This is a genomic window from Streptomyces sp. JLBJ103, assembly GCF_058215575.1.
In genome coordinates this window covers 2,514,948-2,534,534 of the sequence record NZ_CM177089.1, presented here as the reverse complement: position 1 = coordinate 2,534,534, position 19,587 = coordinate 2,514,948, and the positions used below count along the sequence as shown (strand labels likewise).

Sequence of the window (19,587 nt, the reverse complement as noted above, 5' to 3'; positions counted from 1 at the left end):
GGGTGGCGTCCGGCCGGGCCGGGCGGGAGCATGGAGGGAGTGGTGGTGAGCAGGAGGTGTACCGCCATGCAGCACGAGATGCGCGCCGAGTACGAGGAGGGCAGCTCCGGACGGGTGGCCGGTGCGCCGGTCAAGATCTGGCACATGGTCCGGGCCAATGGCACCACCGCCATGTGCGGCCGTGAGCTGGCCGCGGACGCGGAGACCCAGGCGGCCGATCTGTGGGCCACAGGCGACAGCGGTCCGTTCTGCCACTCCTGCGGTGCGATGTATCTGCGCGAGGTGCCGTGAGCGCATACCGCGAGCGGGGGTCGCGGCTCGGCGGCGGCGCAGTGGTGTGGACCCGTACGACAGGAGACGGGCCGCAGCGGGTGCTGCCCGACGGCTGTACCGATCTGATCTGGACCGACGCGGGCGGTGACGCCCCGGACGGGGAACTCTTCGTGGCCGGTCCTGACACCCGGGCCCAGCTGGCCGCCGCCCCGCGCGGCACCCGCTACGTCGGTCTGCGGTTCGCGCCGGGCACTGGTCCGGCCGTACTCGGTGTGCCCGCGCATGAACTGCGGGATCTGCGGGTGCCGTTGGCCGCGCTGTGGCCCGGGGCGCAGATGCGGCGGCTGACCGGTCTGGTGGCCGGGCGGGCGGCGGCCGGGGGTACGGAACCCGAGGCCGTGGCGGCCGTCGTGGGCCGCGCGCTGGAGGACGCCGCCCTCGGACGGCTGCGCGAGGCGCCGCCCCCCGATCCGGCCATGGCGGCCGTGGTCGCCGGGCTCGCGCGCGGGCACAGCGTGGCCGAGGTGGCCCGGGGGGCCGGGCTCGGGGAGCGGCGGCTCCACCGGCGCTCGCTGGCGGCCTTCGGCTACGGCCCCAAGACCCTGGGGCGGGTGCTGCGGCTGAACCGGGCGCTCGACCTGGCGCGCGGCGGTGTGCCGTTCGCGGAGGTCGCGGTGGTGGCCGGGTACGCCGACCAGGCCCATCTGGCCCGGGAGGTACGGGCGATGGCGGGGGTACCGCTGGGGCGGCTGCTGACGGAGTCCGGCTGAGCCGGGTACCAGCGGGCGGCGCCCGGTCTTCCCGCACCCGCGCCCACGCCCTCGCCCTCGTAGCGCCGTTTCGTCAGCCGGGCAGCGGTGCGAAGAGGTCCACGCCGTTGCCGTCCGGGTCCAGCACCACGGCGTAGCGCTGCCCCCAGAAGGCGTCCCAGGGCTCCTTGTGCCCCGGCACGCCCGATCGCACCAGCTCCGCGTAGACGGTGTCCACCTCGGCCGGGCCGTCGCAGAGGAAGGCCAGCGAGTGCCGGCTGGAACCGCTCGGTGCCGTCCAGTCCGGGTCGAAGGAGCGGACCGTCTCGACGGTGTCCCAGAGCAGCCGTGTTCCGCCGGGCAGGGTTGCCTCGGCGTGCGGCTGGGTGTCGGCCTCGGCGGGGATGTCCAGGCCGAGCCGGCGGTAGAAGGCGAGGGACGCCGCCATGTCCGCGACGACCATGCTGATCGCGTCGAATCGTGGTGTCATGCGGGCAGCGTAGGCAGTCGGCGGACGGCCGGTCTTGAACGAATCGGACGGGTTCCGGCCTCAGGGGCAGCGGATGACCTGGCCCGCGTAGGAGAGGTTGCCGCCGAAGCCGAAGAGCAGCACCGGATCGCCCGAGCCGACCTCGCCGCGTTCGACCAGTTTGGACAGGGCGAGCGGGATGCTGGCCGCCGAGGTGTTGCCGGACTCCACGACATCGCGGGCGATCACCGCGTTCACCGCGCCCAGCTTCCGGGCCACCGGCTCGATGATCCGCAGATTGGCCTGGTGCAGCACCACCCCGGCGAGGTCCTCGGGGCGGATCCCGGCCCGTTCGCACACCTCCCGCGCGATGGGCGGCAGCTGGGTGGTGGCCCAGCGGTAGACGGACTGGCCCTCCTGGGAGAAGCGGATCGGGGTGCCCTCGATCCGGACCGCGCCGCCCATCGTGGGCACCGAGCCCCATACCACCGGGCCGATCCCCGGGACCGTCTGCGGTCCGGTGTCCGGCTGGTCGTCGGGCACCACCACGGCCGCCCCCGCGCCGTCGCCGAGCAGCACACAGGTGGAGCGGTCGGTCCAGTCCGCGGCCTCGGTGAACTTGTCCGCGCCGATGACCAGCGCGGCGGTGGCCGCCCCGGCGCGCAGCGTGTGGTCGGCGGTGGCCAGGGCGTGGGTGAACCCGGCGCACACCACGTTCACGTCCATGGTGGCCGGGCGGTCGAGACCGATGCGCTCGGCGACCCGGGCCGCCATGTTGGGGCTGCGGTCGATGGCGGTGGACGTGGCCACCAGGACCAGATCGATGTCGGAGGGCGACAGTCCGCTGTGCGCCAGGGCCTTGGCGGCCGCCGCCGCGGCCATCTCGTCCACCGTCTCGTCGGGGCGTGCGATGCGCCGGGTGCGGATGCCCACGCGGCTGCGGATCCACTCATCGCTGGTGTCGACCATGGCCGCGAGGTCGTCGTTGGTGAGGATCTTCGCGGGCTGGTAGTGGCCGAGCGCCAGTATGTGTGATCCGGTCATCGGGCATCCCTTCGCGCGGGTGGCGGGCGGTGAGGACTCCGTGTCCTTTGCGGGGGTGTGGACGCACCGTCCGCGTGTGTCCAGTCTTGGTGCCCACCGGGCGCGCGGGCGCGGGGGTACCCACCAATCTTGCGCGCCGAGATCTGGAGCTTCCGGCCTTTCCAGAAGTGGAACCATAACCCCCGCCCGCCCCGTCTGAGGCCGTGTCCGCGACAACAACGGGCGTGGAAACACGCATAAAAGCGTGAATAGTGCGAAAACGGGGATTCAGGGGAACGGCGGAGATCGGGGGATTCGGGGGACGGCTGTCGCCGGGGCGGCGGCGGGCCCTGGTCGTGGTGCGGCTGGACCCGTTCGACGTCGCCCGGCTGACCGCGGCCTACCCGGACGCGCTGCGCGACTGGCTGGAGCGCAACGGCTTCGAACTGCCCGACCGGCCGGCGGACGGACTGAAGCCCTCTGTGCGGGCGAAGGGGGAGTACGTGGCCGTCCGGCCGGCACCCACCGAGGACGCCTCGGACGACACCGGGGACACCGGCGGTACGGGCAGCACCGGCGGCAGCGCCACGGGCGGCCGGGCGTTCCTGGGCGGCAACTCTGGAACCGCTGCGGCTGCGCTTCGCCTCCGAGCGCCTGGCGCGCCGCGGGGCGAGCTGGAGAAGCCGGCGGGGCGGCGGATGTTCCTCACCGCGTTCCGGCAGGAGTTCCCCCGGCCGGAACTGATCTCAGGCGACCGCGAGTTGCGGCGCGCCGTCCGCGACAGCGCGTACCAGCGGGTCGTCTACCACGACACCCTGCTGACCGCGGGCGGTCTTCCGGTGTGGCTGCTCACCGTGGGCGGCGGCCTGCTGGTCACGGCCGGTGTGCTCGTGGCCGTGCTCCGCGGGCGCCGCCGCCGGACGGTGCGCTGGGGGCCGGGCTGCCCGGCCCCGGCTCAGGACAACTGGCCGTCGTAGTCCGGGAGCTTGAAGTGCCGCTCGGCGTGGCCACCGACCAGGTCGGTCGGGGTGTTGCCGATGTTCGCGATGATCGTGTAGCCCTTCTCCTCGATCTTCGCGCGCTGGGCGGCCTTGTACTCGCCCACGTCCTTGAAGAGGTCCGGGAGGAAGCGGACGTACAGGTCCTTCACCGCGTAGCCGACGTGCTCCAGGTTGCACTTGGTGATGGGGTAGATGATCCCGGGCCGGGCGGTGACGAAGAAGATGTCCACACCGCGCTGGTGGGCGTACTGGGTGAGCTTCAGCACCGGGTCGACGGCGTGCTGGGGGAGGGTGAAGCCGAGGTCCGTCTCGAGCGAGGTGTTGTCGATGTCGAGGACGATGGCCTGCTTCTGGCCGCCGGGGTTCGCGGTGCGCTCCTCGACATAGGGCCGGGCCTGGTTGTCGACGATCTCCGTCACATCGCGCTGCCAGGTTTCGTAGTCGACCTTCCCGGCGCTCGCGGCGGTTGTGGCACTGGCGGCAGCCGGTGCGGCGGCCGGGGCCGCCGCGTTCGCCGTCGTGGCGGTTCCGCCGACGCCGAAGGCGAGGGCCACCGCCACCGCCGTCGTCGCGCCGAACCGTCGCGAACGCGTACGTGCTGCTGTCATCGGTCACATCCTCAGTCGTTGGGTCTCCCCCCTGGATGGCATGTTCACGGCTTCTGGTGGACGAAAGGAGGCTATTGCATTACTACTCAGTAACGGACTGCCGTGCGACCCCAGTTGGGGGTTCGGTCGCCCGCAGCACCCGGGCGCCCAGGGTGCGCAGATACGTGATCAGCTCGGGCGGCTCATGGACCTCGAACTCGGCGTCGAGCAGCACCAGCCGGAAGGCCAGCCACTCCAGGGACTCGGTGCCGGTGCGCACCCGGCACGAGTGCTCGTCGAGGGGCTCCAGTTCGGCGCCCGGCATCAGTCGGGCCACGGCCTCGTGGGGAAGCCGCACGGTGGCCACCGCCCGGTGGCCGGGCGCGAGGCCCTGGAGAGAGCGGGTGACGAAGGCCGCCGCGTCCTCGGCGGGCAGCGTGCGCGGTGGGGTGCGTACCCCGGTGGGGCGGGGGTCGTGGACCCGGTCCACCCGGAAGGTGCGCCAGTCCGCACGGTCGTTGTCGTACGCCACCAGATACCAGCGGCGGCCCGCGGCCACCAGGCGGTGCGGCTCCACCAGCCGCCGGGTCTCGGTGCCGTCGCCCGCGCGGTAGTCGAAGCGCAGCCGCTCGTGCGCGGCCACCGCCGCGGCCAGCGCGGTCAGCCGGCCGGGGTCCACGGTGGGCACGGCCACGGCGGGCGGCAGCGGGACGGTGGCGGAGCCGAGGGCGCCGACCCGGTGGCGGAGTCGGGACGGCAGCACCTGTTCCAGTTTGGCCAGCGCTCGGACCGATGCCTCTTCGATGCCCTCGACGGTGTGGCCCGCGGCCGTGCGCAACCCCACCGTGATGGCCACCGCCTCGTCGTCGTCCAGCAGCAGCGGGGGCATGGCGGTGCCCGCCACCAGGCGGTAGCCACCGGTGGCGCCCTTGCTCGCGGCCACCGGATAGCCCAGGTCGCGCAGCCGCTCGACATCGCGCCGGATGGTGCGGTGGCTGACGCCGAGCCGCCCGGCCAGCTCACTGCCGGGCCACTCGCGCGGGGTCTGGAGGAGCGACAGCAGGGTCAGCAGTCGGGCGGGGGTGTCGGTCATGGCGTCAGCCTAAATAGGCCAACGTCACGTGCCGTGGCGTGCGTTGACTGGTCAGCCGGTAGATGGGTATGTCATGTACTGAAGGGCCGGCCTGGGCCCCGGTGGTGACCGGAGCGGCGGTGTGTGGTGTCCGCGCACCCCTGACGGACGCTGTGTCATCTCCGGGTGCTGCGGTGTCGCGCGCCTCCACCATGCAGAGGAGGCTTGCATGTTCGATGATCGGCCCGCCTTCGGAGTCCGTGTGCGTGTGCTCGGTGGCGTCACGGTGGCCGAAGTGGCGGGAGAGCTGGACATCTTCGCCGCGGGGCGGATCGCGGCGCGGCTGGAGTCGCTCGCCCAGGTCAGGTGCCCGGATCTGGTGCTGGACCTCCGCCCGGTCACCTTCCTGGACTGCGCCGGGCTGTCCCTGATGTGCCGACTGCGCAATCGTGTGCTGGAGCGCGAGGGCCGGCTGCGGCTGGTCATCGACGATCCGCGGTTTCTGCGGCTGCTGCGTATGGTCCGGCTCGATGACGCCTTCGAGGTGCTGGAGGATCTGACTCCGGCGGTCGCGGGGGCGGCGGCTCCGGCTTCTGAGCATGCCTGAGTGTCTGACGTGCCCGAGGGTCTGAGGGTCTGAGTTCGATCTGACCAGGCGTCAATAGTAAGAGTGGAAATTCACCCGGAAGAACGCTTTTTGGTGGCGGAATTTCGCGCCTCGCCCCCTGTAACCGGCGGTCACCCCCTTACGCTCGCCGCACGCCACACCAGGGACCGGCGGATCTGCACCAGATGCCCGAGGTGCCCGCGCGCGGGACCCTGGCGGGGGTGAGAGGGGGCAGTATGCCGTTCCGAGGGGATATCGCGATGACGCAGCCAGGCGCTTTCCGCCGCGCGCCGGTGTCGTCGGACGCCGGGGTGCGCCCCGATCCCTTCCCCGATACCGCCGCCGGTGGCTTATGCCCCTTGCCGGAGCGCCCCGCGGCACCGGAGCCGGAGCCGTGCGCCGTGACCTACCGGGTCGGCCGGTGCACCGTGGTCGAGCTCCACGGCGAGATCGATATCGCGGGGCTGGCGAGTGTGGGTCCCCAGCTGGACGCCGCCACGGCCACTCCCGCCGTGGTGATCGATCTGACGTGCACCACCTTCTTCGACTGCTCCGGTCTTGGGCTGCTGTGCCGGGCCCGGCGCCGGGTCGTGGAGCGCGGCGGCCGGATGCGCCTGGTCTGTGCCCATCCGCTGATCCTCCGCACCCTGCGGGTGGGTGGTCTGTCCGAGGTGTTCCAGCCGGTGCCCACGCTGGAGGAGGCGCTCCGGGAGGAGGAGACCGCGTGCGGCGGCGGTACGGGGTCCGCGTCCGGCGGTACGGGGCCTGCGTCCGGCGGTACGGGGTCGCCTACGCCCGACCGTACGGCGTCGTCTAAGCCCGGCGGTCCCGCGGAGGGGTGACTCCGTGCTCGGGGTGTGTCCGTCCCCGGCCCGGACCGCGGTGGCGGTGGTGATGGCGGCGACCGCCGCGGATGTCGTCGTGACGCTCGGCGGAGATGTGGTAGCCCTGCTGGACATTGAGCCGGTGGATCAGCAGAACGCCGATGGCGATCAGCCCGAGGATCACGACCACGGTGACGACGGTCTGCATGGTGCTCACTCCCTGGGGCCGGGCCCCAGCCTGGAGGGAATCCGGCCGGTTTGTGCGACATGCTCGGTGTCTACACGGTACCTCCGACCGGGGATGGCGTCTCCCGCCGAGCACCCGCCGACCGACCCCGCCGACCTCCCCCGTCGACCACCCGCACCCGGCATCGGGTGGCCGGGTGCGGGCGGGCGGGGGCCCTGGTCCATGGGCCCTGAAACCATGGAGCGAGGGGATCGGCGTCACCGGTGGGGCCGACCGGGACTGTTGGGATCACCGGCCGGGCCGGTCGGCCCCGGTGCCGGATCAGCGGGTGCCGGCGAGCTTCTTCTCGAGGGAGGCCCAGCCGTTCGCCCACAGCTCGTTGACCTTGGCGGTCTCGTTCTCGTCGGGCTGCGAGTTGGTGCAGGACGGGCCGGGGCCGCCGCCGGACATCAGCTCGCTGCACGGTCCCTCGTAGTGGTCCGGCAGACCGAGCGCGTGGCCGGTCTCGTGGGCGGTGACGCGGGTCGAGTCGTACTTCTCGTTCTGCGCGTAGTCCAGGAAGATGTAGCCCTTGCCGTGCCCGTCGGTGTCCGCGTACGAACCCCGGGCGTCGTCGCCCTCGCGGTAGCTGAGGTCGGCGTTGTCACCTTCCTTGAGCTGCACATTGCTCACCGAGGAGTTCCAGATCTCGGCGCTGCGGGCTATCTGGTCCTTGAACTTGGGGGCCTCGCTGGCGTCGTAGGTGACCGTGACGGCCGCCGACTTGTTGTGCGCCTTCGCCTTCTTGGCCAGCGCGGACTTCATGACCGCCTTGATGAAGGCGTCGGTGTCGCCGTGCTTCTCGCCGCTCGCGGTGTACCCGGCGGCCGCGGAGCTCCGCTGGGCCGGGCTGTGGTCGATGGTGGCCGCGGACGCCGGCAGGGCCAGGGCGGCCGCCAGGCCGATCCCGAGGGTCGCGGTCAGCGTCAACTTGGGCAGTGTCATGTGGGGGGCTCCTCATCGTCCTCGGGCCCACGGCCGCCTGAAGTGGGGTGGCGGCCTTGAGCCGTGGGATGAACTCTTGGTTCCGCAGAGTCTTGAGGAGAATGGGCCTGCCGTAGAGATATCAAAGGGTGATAGCGCGAACGCATCACCGCGCTCCGACCGGCAGGTGCGCCAGGGCCGATTCACTCCAGATTGATCGGCGTTTGGCCACCAATTGGCCAAACATGAGGCAAATTTGGTGGGGATTTCGAGACTGGTGTGACACCCGAGAGCGCCGTTATGCTCCCGTTATGGAGCTCGAGGTGAGGCACCTCCGCGCACTATGCGCCATAGCCGACACCGGCAGCCTGCGAAAGGCGGCACGTCAACTGGGCATGACCCAGCCCTCGTTAACGACCCAGCTCCGGCGGATCGAGGACACCATCGGCGGCCGGCTGTTCTCACGGGAGGTCACCGGCAGCCGGCCGACCCCGCTGGGGCGGTCCGTGCTGTGCCGCGCCCGGCCGATCGTGGCCGAGATGAGCGCCCTGCTCACCGAGGTCCGGCTGGAGGCCGGGCAGGCCGCGGGCGCCCAGTTGCGTATCGGCAGTACCGGAAGCCGGGCCGTGGCCGGCTGGCTGCGCAGGCTCCGCGTCCGTTACCCCGACACGGACACCACGATCCACATCGATGTGTCCGCGAACGCGCTGTTACAGATGGTCGCGGCCAACCAGCTGGACGTCGCCTTCGTCCACGAGGTCGAGGGCGTCCCGCTGCGGGTCCCCGAAAATGTCCGGCGCCGCGTCCTGGTGGCGCGCGAACCGCAGTTCGTCGCCCTGGCCGACACCCATCCGGCGGCCGCCCGGCACACGGTGCACCTGGCCGACCTCGCCACCGACCAGTGGATGGTCGACCCCAGCGTGGACGGCGAGGGTCCTGGGCTGCGGCGGGTGCTGGCCGCGGCCGGACTGAGTCCCCGGGTGGTCTACGGCGACTACCTCACCGCCGCCGACCTGGTGGCCTCCGGCGAAGTGGTCACCCCCTGCCAGCCCACCGCCCGCTCCCGCCAGGGCATGGCCGTCCGCCCCCTGAGCGGGGACCCGCTGACCGTCCGGCTGTTCCTGGCCTCGCGGGCGGTGACGGCGGCGGGCGCGGGGAGCTCCGGGGCCGGTCCGTCTGAGGGATCCCTCGATGTCGACGCACTCTTCGGCGACCTCGCGGACGCCTACTTCGAGATCGCGTGGGCCAGCGACGCGTACCGCAAGTGGCTGGTGCGCAACGAGAGTCCCCTGTTGCGCCTCCATGACGCCCGGCTGCTCGATCCTCGGCCCGATCCACTGTCCGATGCGCTGCCCGAGCCGCTGTCCGATCCGCTGCTCGGTGTCGGGCTCGCGGGTCCCGCCGACGGCTCGTAGCCCACCGTACGAGGGCCGCTCAGTCCTCGATTCAGTCGTCGATCGCCTGGTAGACCAGCGTCCAGAAGTCGAGGTGGACGGGCGAGAACCGGGGGAACTGCGCCCGCTGCGTCATCAGCACGGCGACCAGCTCCTCGGCCGGGTCCGAGGCCCATGACGTCCCCAGCCCGCCGTCCCAGCCGAACCGTCCGGGCACCGCCTCGATCGCGTCCCGCCCGGTCACCACCTGGACGCCGAAGCCCCAGCCGCGGTGGTCCCAGGACCCGGGCGCCGCCCCGGAGGCGGCCTTCTGGGCGGGGGTGAGTTGATCGGTCGTCATCAGCTCGACCGCGGGACGGGACAGCAGCCGCTCACCGGCGCCGTACCGCCCCTTGGCGAGCAGCATCCGGCCGAAGGCGAGGTAGTCGTCGGCCGTGGAGACCAGGCCCGCGCCGCCGTCGGGGAACACTGGCGGGCGGCTCCACTGCCCGTCCTCGGCCGCGTCGTACAACTCCGGCCTCCCGGTGGTGACATCGGCCAGATAGGACGCGGCGAACCGGTCCCGTTCGGCGGGCGGCACATGGAAGCCGGTGTCCCTCATGCCCAGCGGTTCGAAGATCCGCGTCCGCAGGAAGTCCTCCAGCGGACGCCCCGAAGCGCGGGCGATCAGCACCCCAAGCACCTGTGACCCGGTGTGGTACAGCCATGCCTCGCCCGGCTGGCGCATCAGCGGCAGGGTGCCGAACCGCCGCAGCCACTCGTCGGGGCCGTGCGGGGTGGCGGGCTTCGGCGGCCCCATGGCCAGCCCCAGTTCCTCCGCGCGGGCCAGCGCCGGATGGCCGCCGGGCGAGCCGGGCACCAGGCCGAACCCCATCCGGAAGGTCAGCAGATCGCGTACGGTGATGGGCCGTTCGGCCGGAACGGTCTCCTCCAGCGGCCCGTTCGGGCGTCTCAGCACTCTGCGGCCGGCCAGTTCGGGCAGCAGCTCGTCCACCGGGTCGTCCAGTCGCAGCGCGCACTCCTCCACCAGGATCATCGTGGCCACCGCGATCACCGGCTTGGTCATCGAGGAGATCCGGAAGATGGTGTCCCGGCGCATCGGCGCACCGTCGAACGCCTGCGCCCCGATCACCTCGGCATGGGTCTCACCGCCTCTGCTGACCAGCGCCACCAGGCCCGGCGCCGCTCCCTCCGCGACATGGCGGGCCAGGACATCACGCATCCGGTCCAGCCGAGCGGTGGACCATCCTCCGGAACCCATCGCGTGTCCCTTTCATCCGGTACGGGGTGTTCGTCAAGACTCCTTCCGGAGCCGCGGCGGTGAGCGATGAGTTCCGGTCCGCCGCGCGGTCCCAGACGACAGAGGCGACGGGAGCGCGCCGACCGGACCGCCCTGCCGCCACGGCATCGCAGTGAGGAGCGAGCACATGACGGAGAACGAGCCGCGGACCGCCCTGGACACCCGCTTCAGCAGCCCCGATGCCACCGCCACCCCCTGGCCCGAAGGACGGGAGCGGCTGGCGGCGGCCGAGCTCTACTGGCTGTCGACCGTCCGCCGCGACGGCCGCCCCCATGTCACCCCGCTGCTCTCGGTCTGGCTCGACGGCGCCCTCTACTTCTGCACCGGCGCCGGCGAACAGAAGGCCAGGAACCTGGCGCACAACCCCCACTGCGCTCTCACCACCGGCGCCAACACCCTGCGCGAGGGCCTGGACCTGGTGGTCGAGGGCGAGGCCGCCGCGGTCCGTGACGACGCCGTGCTGCGGCGGGTGGCCGAGGCGTATGTGACCAAGTACGGCGAGGAGTGGACCTTCGAGGTGCGCGACGGCTCCTTCCACCACGAAGGCGGTGAGGCCCTGGTCTACGCGGTCGCTCCGGCCACGGCGTTCGGCTTCCGCAAGGGCGTCTACGGCCAGACGCGCTGGGGCTTCTGACCCCGAAATGGTGTGGCCTGATGCCCCTGGCCGATGGCATCGTCGGCGCCCATGACCGAGCGAGGCTTTCTGGCGGTGGCACCGGGCCGCAGCCCCACCCGCGATCTGCTCGCGGCCGCCGCCCGGCGGCGCGGTATGGACGTGGTGGAACTCTCCACCCCGGCCGCGGCGCGTGCTCTGTGCGGGCGGCCGGGCGGACACTACTACGGCGGCCCCGCCTTCGCCGCGCGGACCGCCGGTGATCTCGACATAGCCCTGCTGGAGCCCACCGACGACTGGCTGCCCGCCCTGCCCCGGACGTACACCGGGCGGCGCATCACCACCCGGACCCTGGCCGAGGCCCGCCGCCTGACCCACCCGGCGTTCATCAAACCGCCGAGCGACAAGAGCTTTCCCGCCGCCGTCTACCCCGACGGCACCCGACTGCCCACCGGACCGGGGCTGCCGCCCCACACCCCGGCGCAAATCAGCGAGGTGGTGACCTGGGCGGCGGAGTTCCGGCTGTTCCTGCTGGACGGAGAGGTGCGCACCGGCGCGCAGTACGCCACCTTCGGCCACCTCGACGCGGCCCCGCTGGACCACCACCCGCGCCGGAACGCCCTTCTGTCGTTCACCGAACGCTTCCTCACCGACCAGGCCCACACCCTGCCCAGCGCCGTCGTACTGGACGTCGGACTGCTGTCCACTCCCGAGCGCGGCACCACGGGGGAGTGGGCGGTGGTCGAGGCCAACATGGCCTGGTTCAGCACCTGTTACGCCGCCGACCCCGACCGCGCCCTGGACGTCGTCCTCCGCGCGGCGGGCCCCCGCGAACGGCTGGCCGAGCGCGACCGGCCGTTCAGCGCCGGGCCCTCACCGGAACGTCCAACGTCCGGCGTCAGCCCGGCGTGGGCTACGCGGAGGTGGTGAGGGCGCTCCGCACCGCGTCGCGGGCGCCGGTCCACCACTCCAACAGCCGTTCACCCGCGACCCACAGGGCATCCGGTCCGTGATCGTTCCTGTCGTAGTGCCACTGGAGCTGCCAGTAGTCGGTCATCCGCTTCCACCACAGCCGCTCCTCGGCGTCCGCGAGATCGGCGTCCGTCATCGGCACCACGGACCGGTACCCGGAGACGAACGCCGCCACGCGATCGAGGTCCAGACGGCCGTCGCCGACACCGAACTGGACCTGAGCCGTCCGCACGACTTCCTCCCCGTAGGGGCGGATACCGAGCCGGTCCCAGTCCAGCACCGCAGAGACCGCTGAGCCGTCCCACAGGACGTTCAGGGGCTGGAAGTCCCCGTGCGTCCAGCCCACCGGCCCCAGGGGCGCATCACTCCCGGGACGGTGCGCGGCGAACTCCCCGATCAGCTCTTTCCGTCGGCGCAGCGCGGCTGCCGCATCGCGGTCGAAGGCGCCGGGGTGGGCCAGCTCCGCGATCGTGCCGAGGAACCGGTCGGCCTCCGCCAGCGCGTCGGCCGGCACCGTCACCTTCGCTCGCGGCGTCTCCACAACGGCGGGCAGGCCCACGCCGGAAGAGGCCAGGCGGTGATGGATCGTACCCAGCAGCTCCCCGAGACGGCTCGCCTCGTCGATCTCCAAGGCGGCCCCCGCGCGGTGCTCACCGGCGGCCCACGGCAGCAGGCAGTAGGTGTTCTCACCCACGCTCACCACCGGCTCCCCGGACCGACCGAGGCGCGGAGCACCTACCGGAAGTCCGAGACCGGCCAGGGACTCCAGCACCTTAAGGCTCCGGCGGGCCCTCGGCACCGGGACGTCCACCAGCTGCTTCACGGCGAACACGCCCGCGCCGGTCTCGATGCGCCAGTTGCGGTTCATCAGCCCGTTCGTCAGATACCGGGCCGCACGGATCGTGCCAGTCCGAACCCCTCCGCCACCGCGGCAAGATCAGCCGTGGCTTCACCCGACGCAGCGGCCTCCGCACCCTGAACACCCACCCCGGCACCGTATCGGCGCCCCGCACAGTCCGGGTCCTTCGCCCGCTACCGGACCGAGACGACCGCACCCGGACCACCAGAGGCGGTCCGGGTGCGGTCGGGCGATGCTGGTGAAGGGCCGGGTCAGCCCTTCTTGGTCTCCCAGAAGATCTTGTCGATCTGGGCGATGTAGTCCAGCGCCTTCTGGCCCGTGGCCGGGTCGGTCGAGCCCTTGGCGGCGCTCAGGGCCTTGAGGGTGTCGTTGACCAGCTGGTGCAGCTCCGGGTACTTCTCGAAGTGCGGGGGCTTGAAGTAGTCGCTCCACAGCACCGAGACATGGTGCTTGGCCAGCTCCGCGCGCTCCTCCTTGATAACGGTGGCGCGGGCGCGGAAGTGGGGGTCCTCATTGGCCTGGTACTTCTCCTGTACGGCCTTGACGGACTCCGCCTCGATACGGGCCTGGGCCGGGTCGTACACACCGCACGGCAGGTCGCAGTGGGCGCTGACCTGGACCTTGGATGCGAACAGGCGGGAGAGCATAGAGCTGTCCTTCCATTCGTGATCGTCTTCTCAGGTGCGACATTACTCCGTGCGGGAAGGCTTTTCTCGGGCGCCCCGGGGGGCTTAGGTCAAAAGTCCGGTGGCAATCTGGGATGCCTGCGATGGTGATGGGTGGCGTACAGACCGGAGGTGCCGTGATGCGGGAGGAGCTGCACGATCGCGGGCAGGAGCGCGATCGGGATCAGCACGGACTGCTGCGGATCGGGCTCGCCGAGGTCTACAACCCGTCGATGCAGCCGACGCTGTACCCCGGTGACCAGCTGGTGGTGCGGTACGGGGCGCCGGTGCGGCCGGGGGACGTGGTGGTGCTGCGGCATCCGTTCCGGCAGGATCTGCTGATCGTCAAGCGCGCGGTGGAGCGGCGCGAGGGCGGCTGGTGGGTGCGGGGCGACAATCCGTACGTGGAGAACGACAGCCGGGAGTTCGGTGTGGTGCCGGACGAGCTGGTGGTCGCTCGGGCATGGGTGCGGCTGCGGCCGCGGCCCGGGGCGGGGCCTGGGGGTCAGCGCTCCATCGCGGGGCTGCTGTCGTGGGCGGCGTCCGCGGTGCGGCCGGTGCGGTCGCGGTCCTTGCGGTCTTCCCGGTCCTCGCGGGGGGCGCGCGGGCCGGGTTCGGCGGCGGCCGACCGCTCGGCGTCGAGGCGCTTGCGGGCGCGGTAGGCGGCCACATTGGCGCGGGTGGCGCAGCGGTCGGAGCAGTAGCGCCGGGATCGATTTGTCGATGTATCGAGATAGGCGTTGCGGCAGGGCGACGCCTCGCAGATGCCCAGCCGGTCGGCGCCCAGCTCGGTGAGGTGGAAGGCGAGCCCCATCGAGGCGGTGGCGGCGAATCCGGCGCCCGCGTTGGCCGCGTAGTCCGCGATGTGCATATGCCAGTAGGGGCGGCTGTCCTTGTCGCGGGTCTCGTGCCCGGTGATCTGCGGGCTCACCGGGAACTCGATCAGCAGCGCGTTGAGCAGGTCCACGGCCCGTACCTCGTCCCCCTCCGCCGCAGCCTCGAAGACCGCCCGCAGCCGTGCCCGTACCGACCTGAGCCGGGTGACATCGGCGTCGGTGGCGCGCCGGGCCGCCTGTTTGCTCTCGCCGAAGAGTGTGCGCACGGCTTCCACGGAGGTCAGGGCGTCGGTACCGCGGACGGGCTCCTCGCTGTTGACCAGGCGTACCGCGAGATCCGAGTAATAAGCCAGTTCCACTTGTGGTCCTTATGGAGGTGTTGTGAGGTCGGGCGGTCGGTAATGGGCGCCTTGCAAACCAGGGTATTACGGACCGTGGGAGGGAGTGGCGCGATGACAAAGAGAGTGCTACCTCCGCGATCGTGAAGAGCGGTTCCGGGCGATGCTCGACGCGGTCGAGGCGCTCGCCGGCCAGGCGGCCTTGGACGCGATCGGTCCTGGGGCTGAAGTAGCTCAGGGGAGCGCTGAGGAGGCGCGTGGAGAACGCGCGAGGGCGGTACGGCCTGTCAATGGCCGTACCGCCCTGGTGTTGTCGCATGGGTTCTGGTCAGAGGACCTTGGACAGGAAGGACTTGGTCCGCTCGTGCTGTGGGTTGGTCAGCACTTCGCGCGGGTGTCCGGATTCCACGACGACTCCGTCGTCCATGAAGACGACCGAGTCGCCGACCTCGCGGGCGAAGCCCATTTCATGGGTGACGACGATCATCGTCATTCCGTCCTCGGCCAGTCCGCGCATGACGTCGAGGACATCGCCGACCAGTTCGGGGTCGAGGGCTGAGGTGGGCTCGTCGAAGAGCATCAGCTTGGGTTCCATCGCCAGCGCGCGGGCGATGGCGACGCGCTGCTGCTGGCCGCCGGAGAGCTGGGAGGGGTAGTTGCCCGCCTTGTCGGCCAGGCCCACCCGGTCCAGCAGCTTCAGCGCGCGTTCCCGCGCGACCGCCTTGGTCTCCTTTTTGACCTGGACCGGCGCCTCGATGACGTTTTCCAGCGCGGTCATGTGCGGGAAGAGGTTGAAGCGCTGGAAGACCATGCCGATGTCGCGCCGCTTCTCGGCGACCTCGCGGTCCCTGAGCTCGTAGAGCTTGTCGCCCTTCTGCCGGTAGCCGACCAGGTCGCCGTCGACGTACAGCCGCCCGGAGTTGATCTTCTCCAGGTGGTTGATGCAGCGCAGGAAGGTGGACTTCCCGGAGCCGGACGGGCCGATGAGGCAGAACACCTCGCGGGGGGCGACCTCGAGGTCGATGCCCTTGAGGACCTGGACCGCGCCGAAGGACTTGTGCACACCTTCGGCCTTCACCATGGCGGTCATGCGCGGACACCTCCGGATCGGTTGCTGAAGGAGAGCAGGTTGGCCCGGATCCGCTGGAGCGGGGTCATCGGGAGGGAGCGGCTGGAGCCGCGGGCGTAGTACCGCTCCAGGTAGTACTGGCCCACGCTCAGTACCGAGGTGAGGATCAGATACCAGGCGGCGGCCAGGAAGAGCATCTCGGCGGTGGCGCCGGTGTTCTGGCCGACGTTGGTGGTGGCCTGCAACAGATCCCAGTACTGCACGGCGATCACCAGTGAGGTGGTTTTGAGCATGTTGATGAATTCGTTGCCCGTTGGCGGCACGATCACCCGCATCGCCTGCGGCAGGACCACCCGGCGCAGCGTTTTGGCGTGGCTCATGCCCAGTGCCTGGGCGGCTTCGGTCTGGCCCTCGTCGACCGCCTGGAGACCGGCGCGGCAGATCTCGGCCATGTACGCGGCCTCGTTCAGGCCCAGGCCCAGCAGGGCGGCCAGGAACGGGGTCATGAAGTCCGACCACTCGTCCTTGTAGATCGGGCCGAGGTTGATGTAGTTGAAGACCAGGCCGAGATTGAACCAGACCAGCAGCTGGACGTAGACCGGGGTGCCGCGGAAGAACCAGATGTAGCCCCAGGCGATGGAGGAGGTCACCGGGTTCTTCGACAGTCGCATCACCGCGAGGATGATGCCGAGGACCACACCGAGCGCCATCGACAGGATGGTGATCCAGACGGTGTTGCGGACACCGCGGAGCACTTCCTTGTCGAAGAAGTAGTCCGGGATGGCGCCCCAGTTGACATCGCCGCGGGCGAAGGCCATGACGAGTGTCACGATGAGGGCGATGGCGACGACCGCGGTGATCCAGCGGCCGTAGTGCCGCACCGGGATGGCTTTGATGTTCTCCGGCGCGGGCGGCGGGGCGTCGACCGGGTCCGCCTTGTCGATCTTAGTTGTCACGGATTGTGCCTTTCAGCGCGAGCGCGCGAGGAAGGAAACGGGCCGGGTCACTTGCCGCCGTTGATGATGGCCTTGGTGACGGCGCCGTCCTTGACGCCCCACTTCGCGATGATCTTGTCGTACTCGCCGTTGGCGACGATGAAGGCCAGGGCCTGCTTGAGGGCGTCACGCAGCTCGGTGTTGTCCTTGCTGACGGCGATGCCGTACGGCGCGGCCTCCTCCTGCTCACCGGTGATCTCGAAGTCGTTGCCGCCGCCGGAGGTCTTCACGGCGTAGGCCGCCACGGGGAAGTCGCTGGAGGCAGCGTCGGCGCCACCACCGCGCAGCCGGGTCTGGGCCTCGGTGTCGTTGGCGAACGCCTCGATCTTGATCTTGCCGTCCTTGCCGCACTTCTTGGACTCGGCCTTGGCGAGATCGTGCGAGACGGTGCCGCGCTGGAGGACGACCTTCTTCCCGCACAGATCCTTCCAGCTGGTGATTCCCTCAGTCTCGCCCTTCTTGGTGTAGATCGAGACACCGGCGGTGAAGTAGTCGACGAAGTCGACGCCCTCGCCCGCCTTCTTACCGGTGTCCGGGTCCACACCCTCCTGGCGACCCTTGTTGTCGGTCATGGCCGACATCGCGATGTCGTAGCGCTTGGAGCGCAGACCGGAGAGCAGGGTGTCGAACGTGGCGTTGTTGAACTCGAACTTCACACCGAGCGCCTTGCCCAGGGCATCGGCGATATCCGGGTCCAGGCCCATGACCTGGCCGTTCTTCTTGAACTCGACCGGCGGATAGTTGATGTCCGAGCCGACCTTGATCACGCCGGCGTCCTGGATCCGCTTCGGCAGCGCGCTGAAGAGCGGACCCTTGCCCGCGGCGCTGGAGGAGCCGCCCGTGGCCTTGTCGGTCTGGTCGCCACAGCCCGTCAGGAGCAGGGCGCCCACGACCGCTACCGCGCCGGCTGTGGCCATCCGGGACTTCGTGGTGGCCCGACGGCGCGTGAAGCTGGCGGTCATGCTGGTTCCTCCCGCAGGATGAAGGGGATGTCCGAGATGGCGGGAACACGTTTTTGAGTGTCGCGACCTCGTGTGATTGGGGCATCTTGCCATCTGGACCCGCTCGATCGGGCGGCTATCCATGTCAAAATCGGATAACGGGCGAACCCCGTGGTGCACAAATGGAACGCCGGGCCTGATGGCGATGGCCGGGAAAGTGGGACGGACTCATGATCACGCGGCGCTTGCTGAGCGACGGTGACATGTACATTCATGTCCGATTCGATCATTTTCGGTAATAACGCGGACTTTCTGAACGCCACCGTGACAGAAGTCGCTCGTTTTCCGGAGCGCGCATCCGGTAGAACAGATCGTTACACCCCTCACCCGGGGCTCAGGGCGTGTGTGCGACGCGCCCGGCGTCCGTATCGCCCCCCAGAGCACGGCTATCTGCTCCATGGGGGCCCGGACGCGGTGCCCGCCCGCTCCCAACCTGGGGCGGCTACCCTCGACAGAAAACGACAAAGGGGTCAAAAAAGTGGCAGCGGAGATTGCCCATCCTCGCAGCGACAGCAGCAACGGCGAAGGAGCCGAAGACGTGACCGACGGAGAGCCGTTCGATCCGGCCTTCGCACTCCACCGGGGCGGCAAGATGGCCGTCCAGGCGACCGTGCCCGTGCGCGACCGGGACGATCTGTCCCTCGCGTACACACCGGGTGTCGCCAAGGTGTGCAGCGCGATCGCCGAGCAGCCGGAGCTCGTCCATGACTACACCTGGAAGTCCCAGGTGGTCGCCGTGGTGACGGACGGCAGCGCGGTGCTCGGACTCGGGGACATCGGTCCGGAGGCGTCCTTGCCGGTGATGGAGGGGAAGGCGATCCTCTTCAAGCAGTTCGGCGGAGTCGACGCGGTGCCGATCGCCCTCGACTGCCGGGAGGTGGACGAGATCGTGGAGACCGTGGCCCGGCTCGCGCCCTCCTTCGGTGGCGTCAACCTGGAAGACATCTCGGCGCCCCGCTGCTTCGAGATCGAGCGCAAGCTCCAGGAGCGCGTCGACATCCCGATCTTCCACGACGACCAGCACGGTACGGCGGTCGTCACCCTCGCGGCGCTGCGCAATGCGGCCAAGCTGACCGACCGTTCCCTCGGTTCGCTGCGCGCCGTCATCTCCGGGGCCGGTGCCGCCGGAGTGGCCATCGCCCGGATCCTGGTGGAAGCGGGTATCGGCGATGTGGCGGTCTGCGACCGCAAGGGCATCGTCTCCCAGGACCGCGAGGACCTCACCGACGTCAAGCGTGAGCTGGCCGGGTTCACCAACAAGGGCGGGCTGACCGGTTCGCTGGAGACGGCCATGGCCGGAGCCGACGTCTTCATCGGCGTCAGCGGCGGCACGGTGGCACCGGAGGCGGTGGCCACCATGGCGCCCGGCGCCTTCATCTTCGCGATGGCCAACCCCAACCCGGAGATCCACCCGGACGTCGCGCACCAGTACGCGGCGGTGGTCGCCACCGGCCGCAGCGACTTCCCGAACCAGATCAACAACGTGCTCGCCTTCCCCGGCATCTTCGCCGGGGCCCTCCAGGTCCGGGCCTCCCGGATCACCGAGGGCATGAAGCTCGCCGCCGCCGAGGCGCTGGCCGCCGTGGTGGCCGACGAGCTGAGCGCGGACAAGGTCATCCCCTCGCCGTTCGACGAGCGGGTCGCCCCGGCCGTGAGCGCGGCCGTCGCGGCCGCCGCGCGCGCCGAGGGTGTGGCGCGCCGCTGACCGACGCTGACGCGTCATCGGCTTCAGTGACGGGCCGGGCCGCCCCTCCTCCGTCGAGGGGGAGCGGCCCGGCCCGTATCGCTGT

The 19,587-nt window shown here is 70.6% G+C and carries 22 protein-coding genes and 1 pseudogene; 10 read left to right on the top strand and 13 right to left on the bottom strand.

The annotated features are described in order from the left end of the window. The first annotated feature begins 66 nt into the window (after positions 1-66). Together AC4BEG_RS10895 and AC4BEG_RS10890 are read left to right on the top strand one after the other, a co-directional pair. Positions 67-291 carry a hypothetical protein gene (locus AC4BEG_RS10895; protein WP_201871342.1) on the top strand — a complete coding sequence of 75 codons (225 nt, stop codon included), beginning with the start codon at positions 67-69 and terminating at the stop codon, positions 289-291. Next, positions 288-1,043 carry a helix-turn-helix domain-containing protein gene (locus AC4BEG_RS10890; RefSeq protein WP_490705683.1) on the top strand — a complete coding sequence of 252 codons (756 nt, stop codon included), beginning with the start codon at positions 288-290 and terminating at the stop codon, positions 1,041-1,043. The genes AC4BEG_RS10895 and AC4BEG_RS10890 overlap by 4 nt, the downstream gene beginning before the upstream one ends. Before the next feature lie 73 nt (positions 1,044-1,116). On the opposite strand, the gene AC4BEG_RS10885 is transcribed toward AC4BEG_RS10890, so the two are convergent. Continuing rightward, positions 1,117-1,512, bottom strand: coding sequence for a VOC family protein (locus AC4BEG_RS10885; RefSeq protein WP_490705682.1), 396 nt, complete (start codon positions 1,510-1,512; stop codon positions 1,117-1,119). 60 nt (positions 1,513-1,572) lie between these two features. After that, positions 1,573-2,535, bottom strand: coding sequence for a beta-ketoacyl-ACP synthase III (locus AC4BEG_RS10880; RefSeq protein WP_490705681.1), 963 nt, complete (start codon positions 2,533-2,535; stop codon positions 1,573-1,575). Positions 2,536-2,786: 251 nt separating this feature from the next. On the opposite strand from AC4BEG_RS10880, the gene AC4BEG_RS10875 reads away from it, so the two are divergent. After that, positions 2,787-3,491, top strand: coding sequence for a DUF2330 domain-containing protein (locus AC4BEG_RS10875; protein ID WP_490705680.1), 705 nt, complete (start codon positions 2,787-2,789; stop codon positions 3,489-3,491). On the opposite strand, the gene AC4BEG_RS10870 is transcribed toward AC4BEG_RS10875, so the two are convergent. Both AC4BEG_RS10870 and AC4BEG_RS10865 read right to left on the bottom strand, forming a co-directional pair. Further along, positions 3,470-4,123: an HAD family acid phosphatase gene (locus AC4BEG_RS10870; protein WP_490705679.1), complete on the bottom strand. Its 654-nt coding sequence runs from the start codon at positions 4,121-4,123 to the stop codon at positions 3,470-3,472. The genes AC4BEG_RS10875 and AC4BEG_RS10870 overlap by 22 nt on opposite strands. Before the next feature lie 82 nt (positions 4,124-4,205). Beyond that, on the bottom strand, positions 4,206-5,195 hold the full coding sequence (locus tag AC4BEG_RS10865) for a helix-turn-helix transcriptional regulator (RefSeq protein WP_490705678.1): 990 nt from the start codon (positions 5,193-5,195) through the stop codon (positions 4,206-4,208). Positions 5,196-5,403: 208 nt separating this feature from the next. Between AC4BEG_RS10865 and AC4BEG_RS10860 the strand changes: the two genes are divergently transcribed. Together AC4BEG_RS10860 and AC4BEG_RS10855 are read left to right on the top strand one after the other, a co-directional pair. Beyond that, on the top strand, positions 5,404-5,781 hold the full coding sequence (locus AC4BEG_RS10860; protein ID WP_490705677.1) for an STAS domain-containing protein: 378 nt from the start codon (positions 5,404-5,406) through the stop codon (positions 5,779-5,781). A gap of 260 nt (positions 5,782-6,041) precedes the next feature. After that, the gene (locus AC4BEG_RS10855) at positions 6,042-6,623 is read left to right on the top strand and encodes an STAS domain-containing protein (RefSeq protein WP_490705676.1); all 582 of its coding nucleotides are present in this window, start codon (positions 6,042-6,044) and stop codon (positions 6,621-6,623) included. Here AC4BEG_RS10855 and AC4BEG_RS10850 read toward each other — a convergent pair. Beyond that, positions 6,595-6,813: a hypothetical protein gene (locus tag AC4BEG_RS10850; protein WP_201871330.1), complete on the bottom strand. Its 219-nt coding sequence runs from the start codon at positions 6,811-6,813 to the stop codon at positions 6,595-6,597. The genes AC4BEG_RS10855 and AC4BEG_RS10850 overlap by 29 nt on opposite strands. Before the next feature lie 300 nt (positions 6,814-7,113). Next, positions 7,114-7,776, bottom strand: a complete 663-nt coding sequence (gene snpA / locus AC4BEG_RS10845; RefSeq protein WP_490705675.1) for a snapalysin — start codon at positions 7,774-7,776, stop codon at positions 7,114-7,116. A gap of 290 nt (positions 7,777-8,066) precedes the next feature. On the opposite strand from snpA, the gene AC4BEG_RS10840 reads away from it, so the two are divergent. Further along, positions 8,067-9,170: a LysR family transcriptional regulator gene (locus tag AC4BEG_RS10840; RefSeq protein WP_490705674.1), complete on the top strand. Its 1,104-nt coding sequence runs from the start codon at positions 8,067-8,069 to the stop codon at positions 9,168-9,170. A 31-nt stretch (positions 9,171-9,201) separates the two neighbouring features. Here the strand turns inward: AC4BEG_RS10840 and AC4BEG_RS10835 are convergent, their stop codons facing one another. Beyond that, on the bottom strand, positions 9,202-10,410 hold the full coding sequence (locus AC4BEG_RS10835; protein ID WP_490705673.1) for a serine hydrolase domain-containing protein: 1,209 nt from the start codon (positions 10,408-10,410) through the stop codon (positions 9,202-9,204). 166 nt (positions 10,411-10,576) lie between these two features. On the opposite strand from AC4BEG_RS10835, the gene AC4BEG_RS10830 reads away from it, so the two are divergent. Both AC4BEG_RS10830 and AC4BEG_RS10825 read left to right on the top strand, forming a co-directional pair. Further along, positions 10,577-11,083 carry a pyridoxamine 5'-phosphate oxidase family protein gene (locus AC4BEG_RS10830; protein WP_490705672.1) on the top strand — a complete coding sequence of 169 codons (507 nt, stop codon included), beginning with the start codon at positions 10,577-10,579 and terminating at the stop codon, positions 11,081-11,083. Between the two features lie 51 nt (positions 11,084-11,134). Continuing rightward, positions 11,135-11,992, top strand: a complete 858-nt coding sequence (locus AC4BEG_RS10825) for an ATP-grasp domain-containing protein (RefSeq protein WP_490705671.1) — start codon at positions 11,135-11,137, stop codon at positions 11,990-11,992. On the opposite strand, the gene AC4BEG_RS10820 is transcribed toward AC4BEG_RS10825, so the two are convergent. After that, on the bottom strand, positions 11,976-12,902 hold the full coding sequence (locus tag AC4BEG_RS10820; protein ID WP_490705670.1) for a phosphotransferase: 927 nt from the start codon (positions 12,900-12,902) through the stop codon (positions 11,976-11,978). The two genes, AC4BEG_RS10825 and AC4BEG_RS10820, sit on opposite strands and share 17 nt — an antisense overlap. Positions 12,903-13,144: 242 nt before the next feature. Next, entirely contained in the window at positions 13,145-13,540 is a 396-nt protein-coding gene (gene sodN / locus AC4BEG_RS10815) for a superoxide dismutase, Ni (RefSeq protein ID WP_201871310.1), read from the bottom strand. A 113-nt stretch (positions 13,541-13,653) separates the two neighbouring features. On the opposite strand from sodN, the pseudogene AC4BEG_RS10810 reads away from it, so the two are divergent. Continuing rightward, a pseudogene (locus AC4BEG_RS10810) lies at positions 13,654-13,959 on the top strand (S24 family peptidase); the annotation flags it as partial. 104 nt (positions 13,960-14,063) lie between these two features. Here the strand turns inward: AC4BEG_RS10810 and AC4BEG_RS10805 are convergent. From AC4BEG_RS10805 to AC4BEG_RS10790, 4 genes are all read right to left on the bottom strand, one after another. After that, on the bottom strand, positions 14,064-14,753 hold the full coding sequence (locus AC4BEG_RS10805) for a CGNR zinc finger domain-containing protein (protein ID WP_490705669.1): 690 nt from the start codon (positions 14,751-14,753) through the stop codon (positions 14,064-14,066). Between the two features lie 307 nt (positions 14,754-15,060). Then, on the bottom strand, positions 15,061-15,813 hold the full coding sequence (locus AC4BEG_RS10800; RefSeq protein ID WP_201871674.1) for an amino acid ABC transporter ATP-binding protein: 753 nt from the start codon (positions 15,811-15,813) through the stop codon (positions 15,061-15,063). A gap of 5 nt (positions 15,814-15,818) precedes the next feature. Further along, positions 15,819-16,757, bottom strand: a complete 939-nt coding sequence (locus tag AC4BEG_RS10795; protein ID WP_490702801.1) for an amino acid ABC transporter permease — start codon at positions 16,755-16,757, stop codon at positions 15,819-15,821. 47 nt (positions 16,758-16,804) lie between these two features. Beyond that, positions 16,805-17,758, bottom strand: coding sequence for an ABC transporter substrate-binding protein (locus tag AC4BEG_RS10790; protein ID WP_490702802.1), 954 nt, complete (start codon positions 17,756-17,758; stop codon positions 16,805-16,807). Between the two features lie 517 nt (positions 17,759-18,275). On the opposite strand from AC4BEG_RS10790, the gene AC4BEG_RS10785 reads away from it, so the two are divergent. Further along, on the top strand, positions 18,276-19,502 hold the full coding sequence (locus AC4BEG_RS10785) for an NAD(P)-dependent malic enzyme (protein ID WP_490705668.1): 1,227 nt from the start codon (positions 18,276-18,278) through the stop codon (positions 19,500-19,502). The last annotated feature ends 85 nt before the right edge of the window (positions 19,503-19,587 follow it).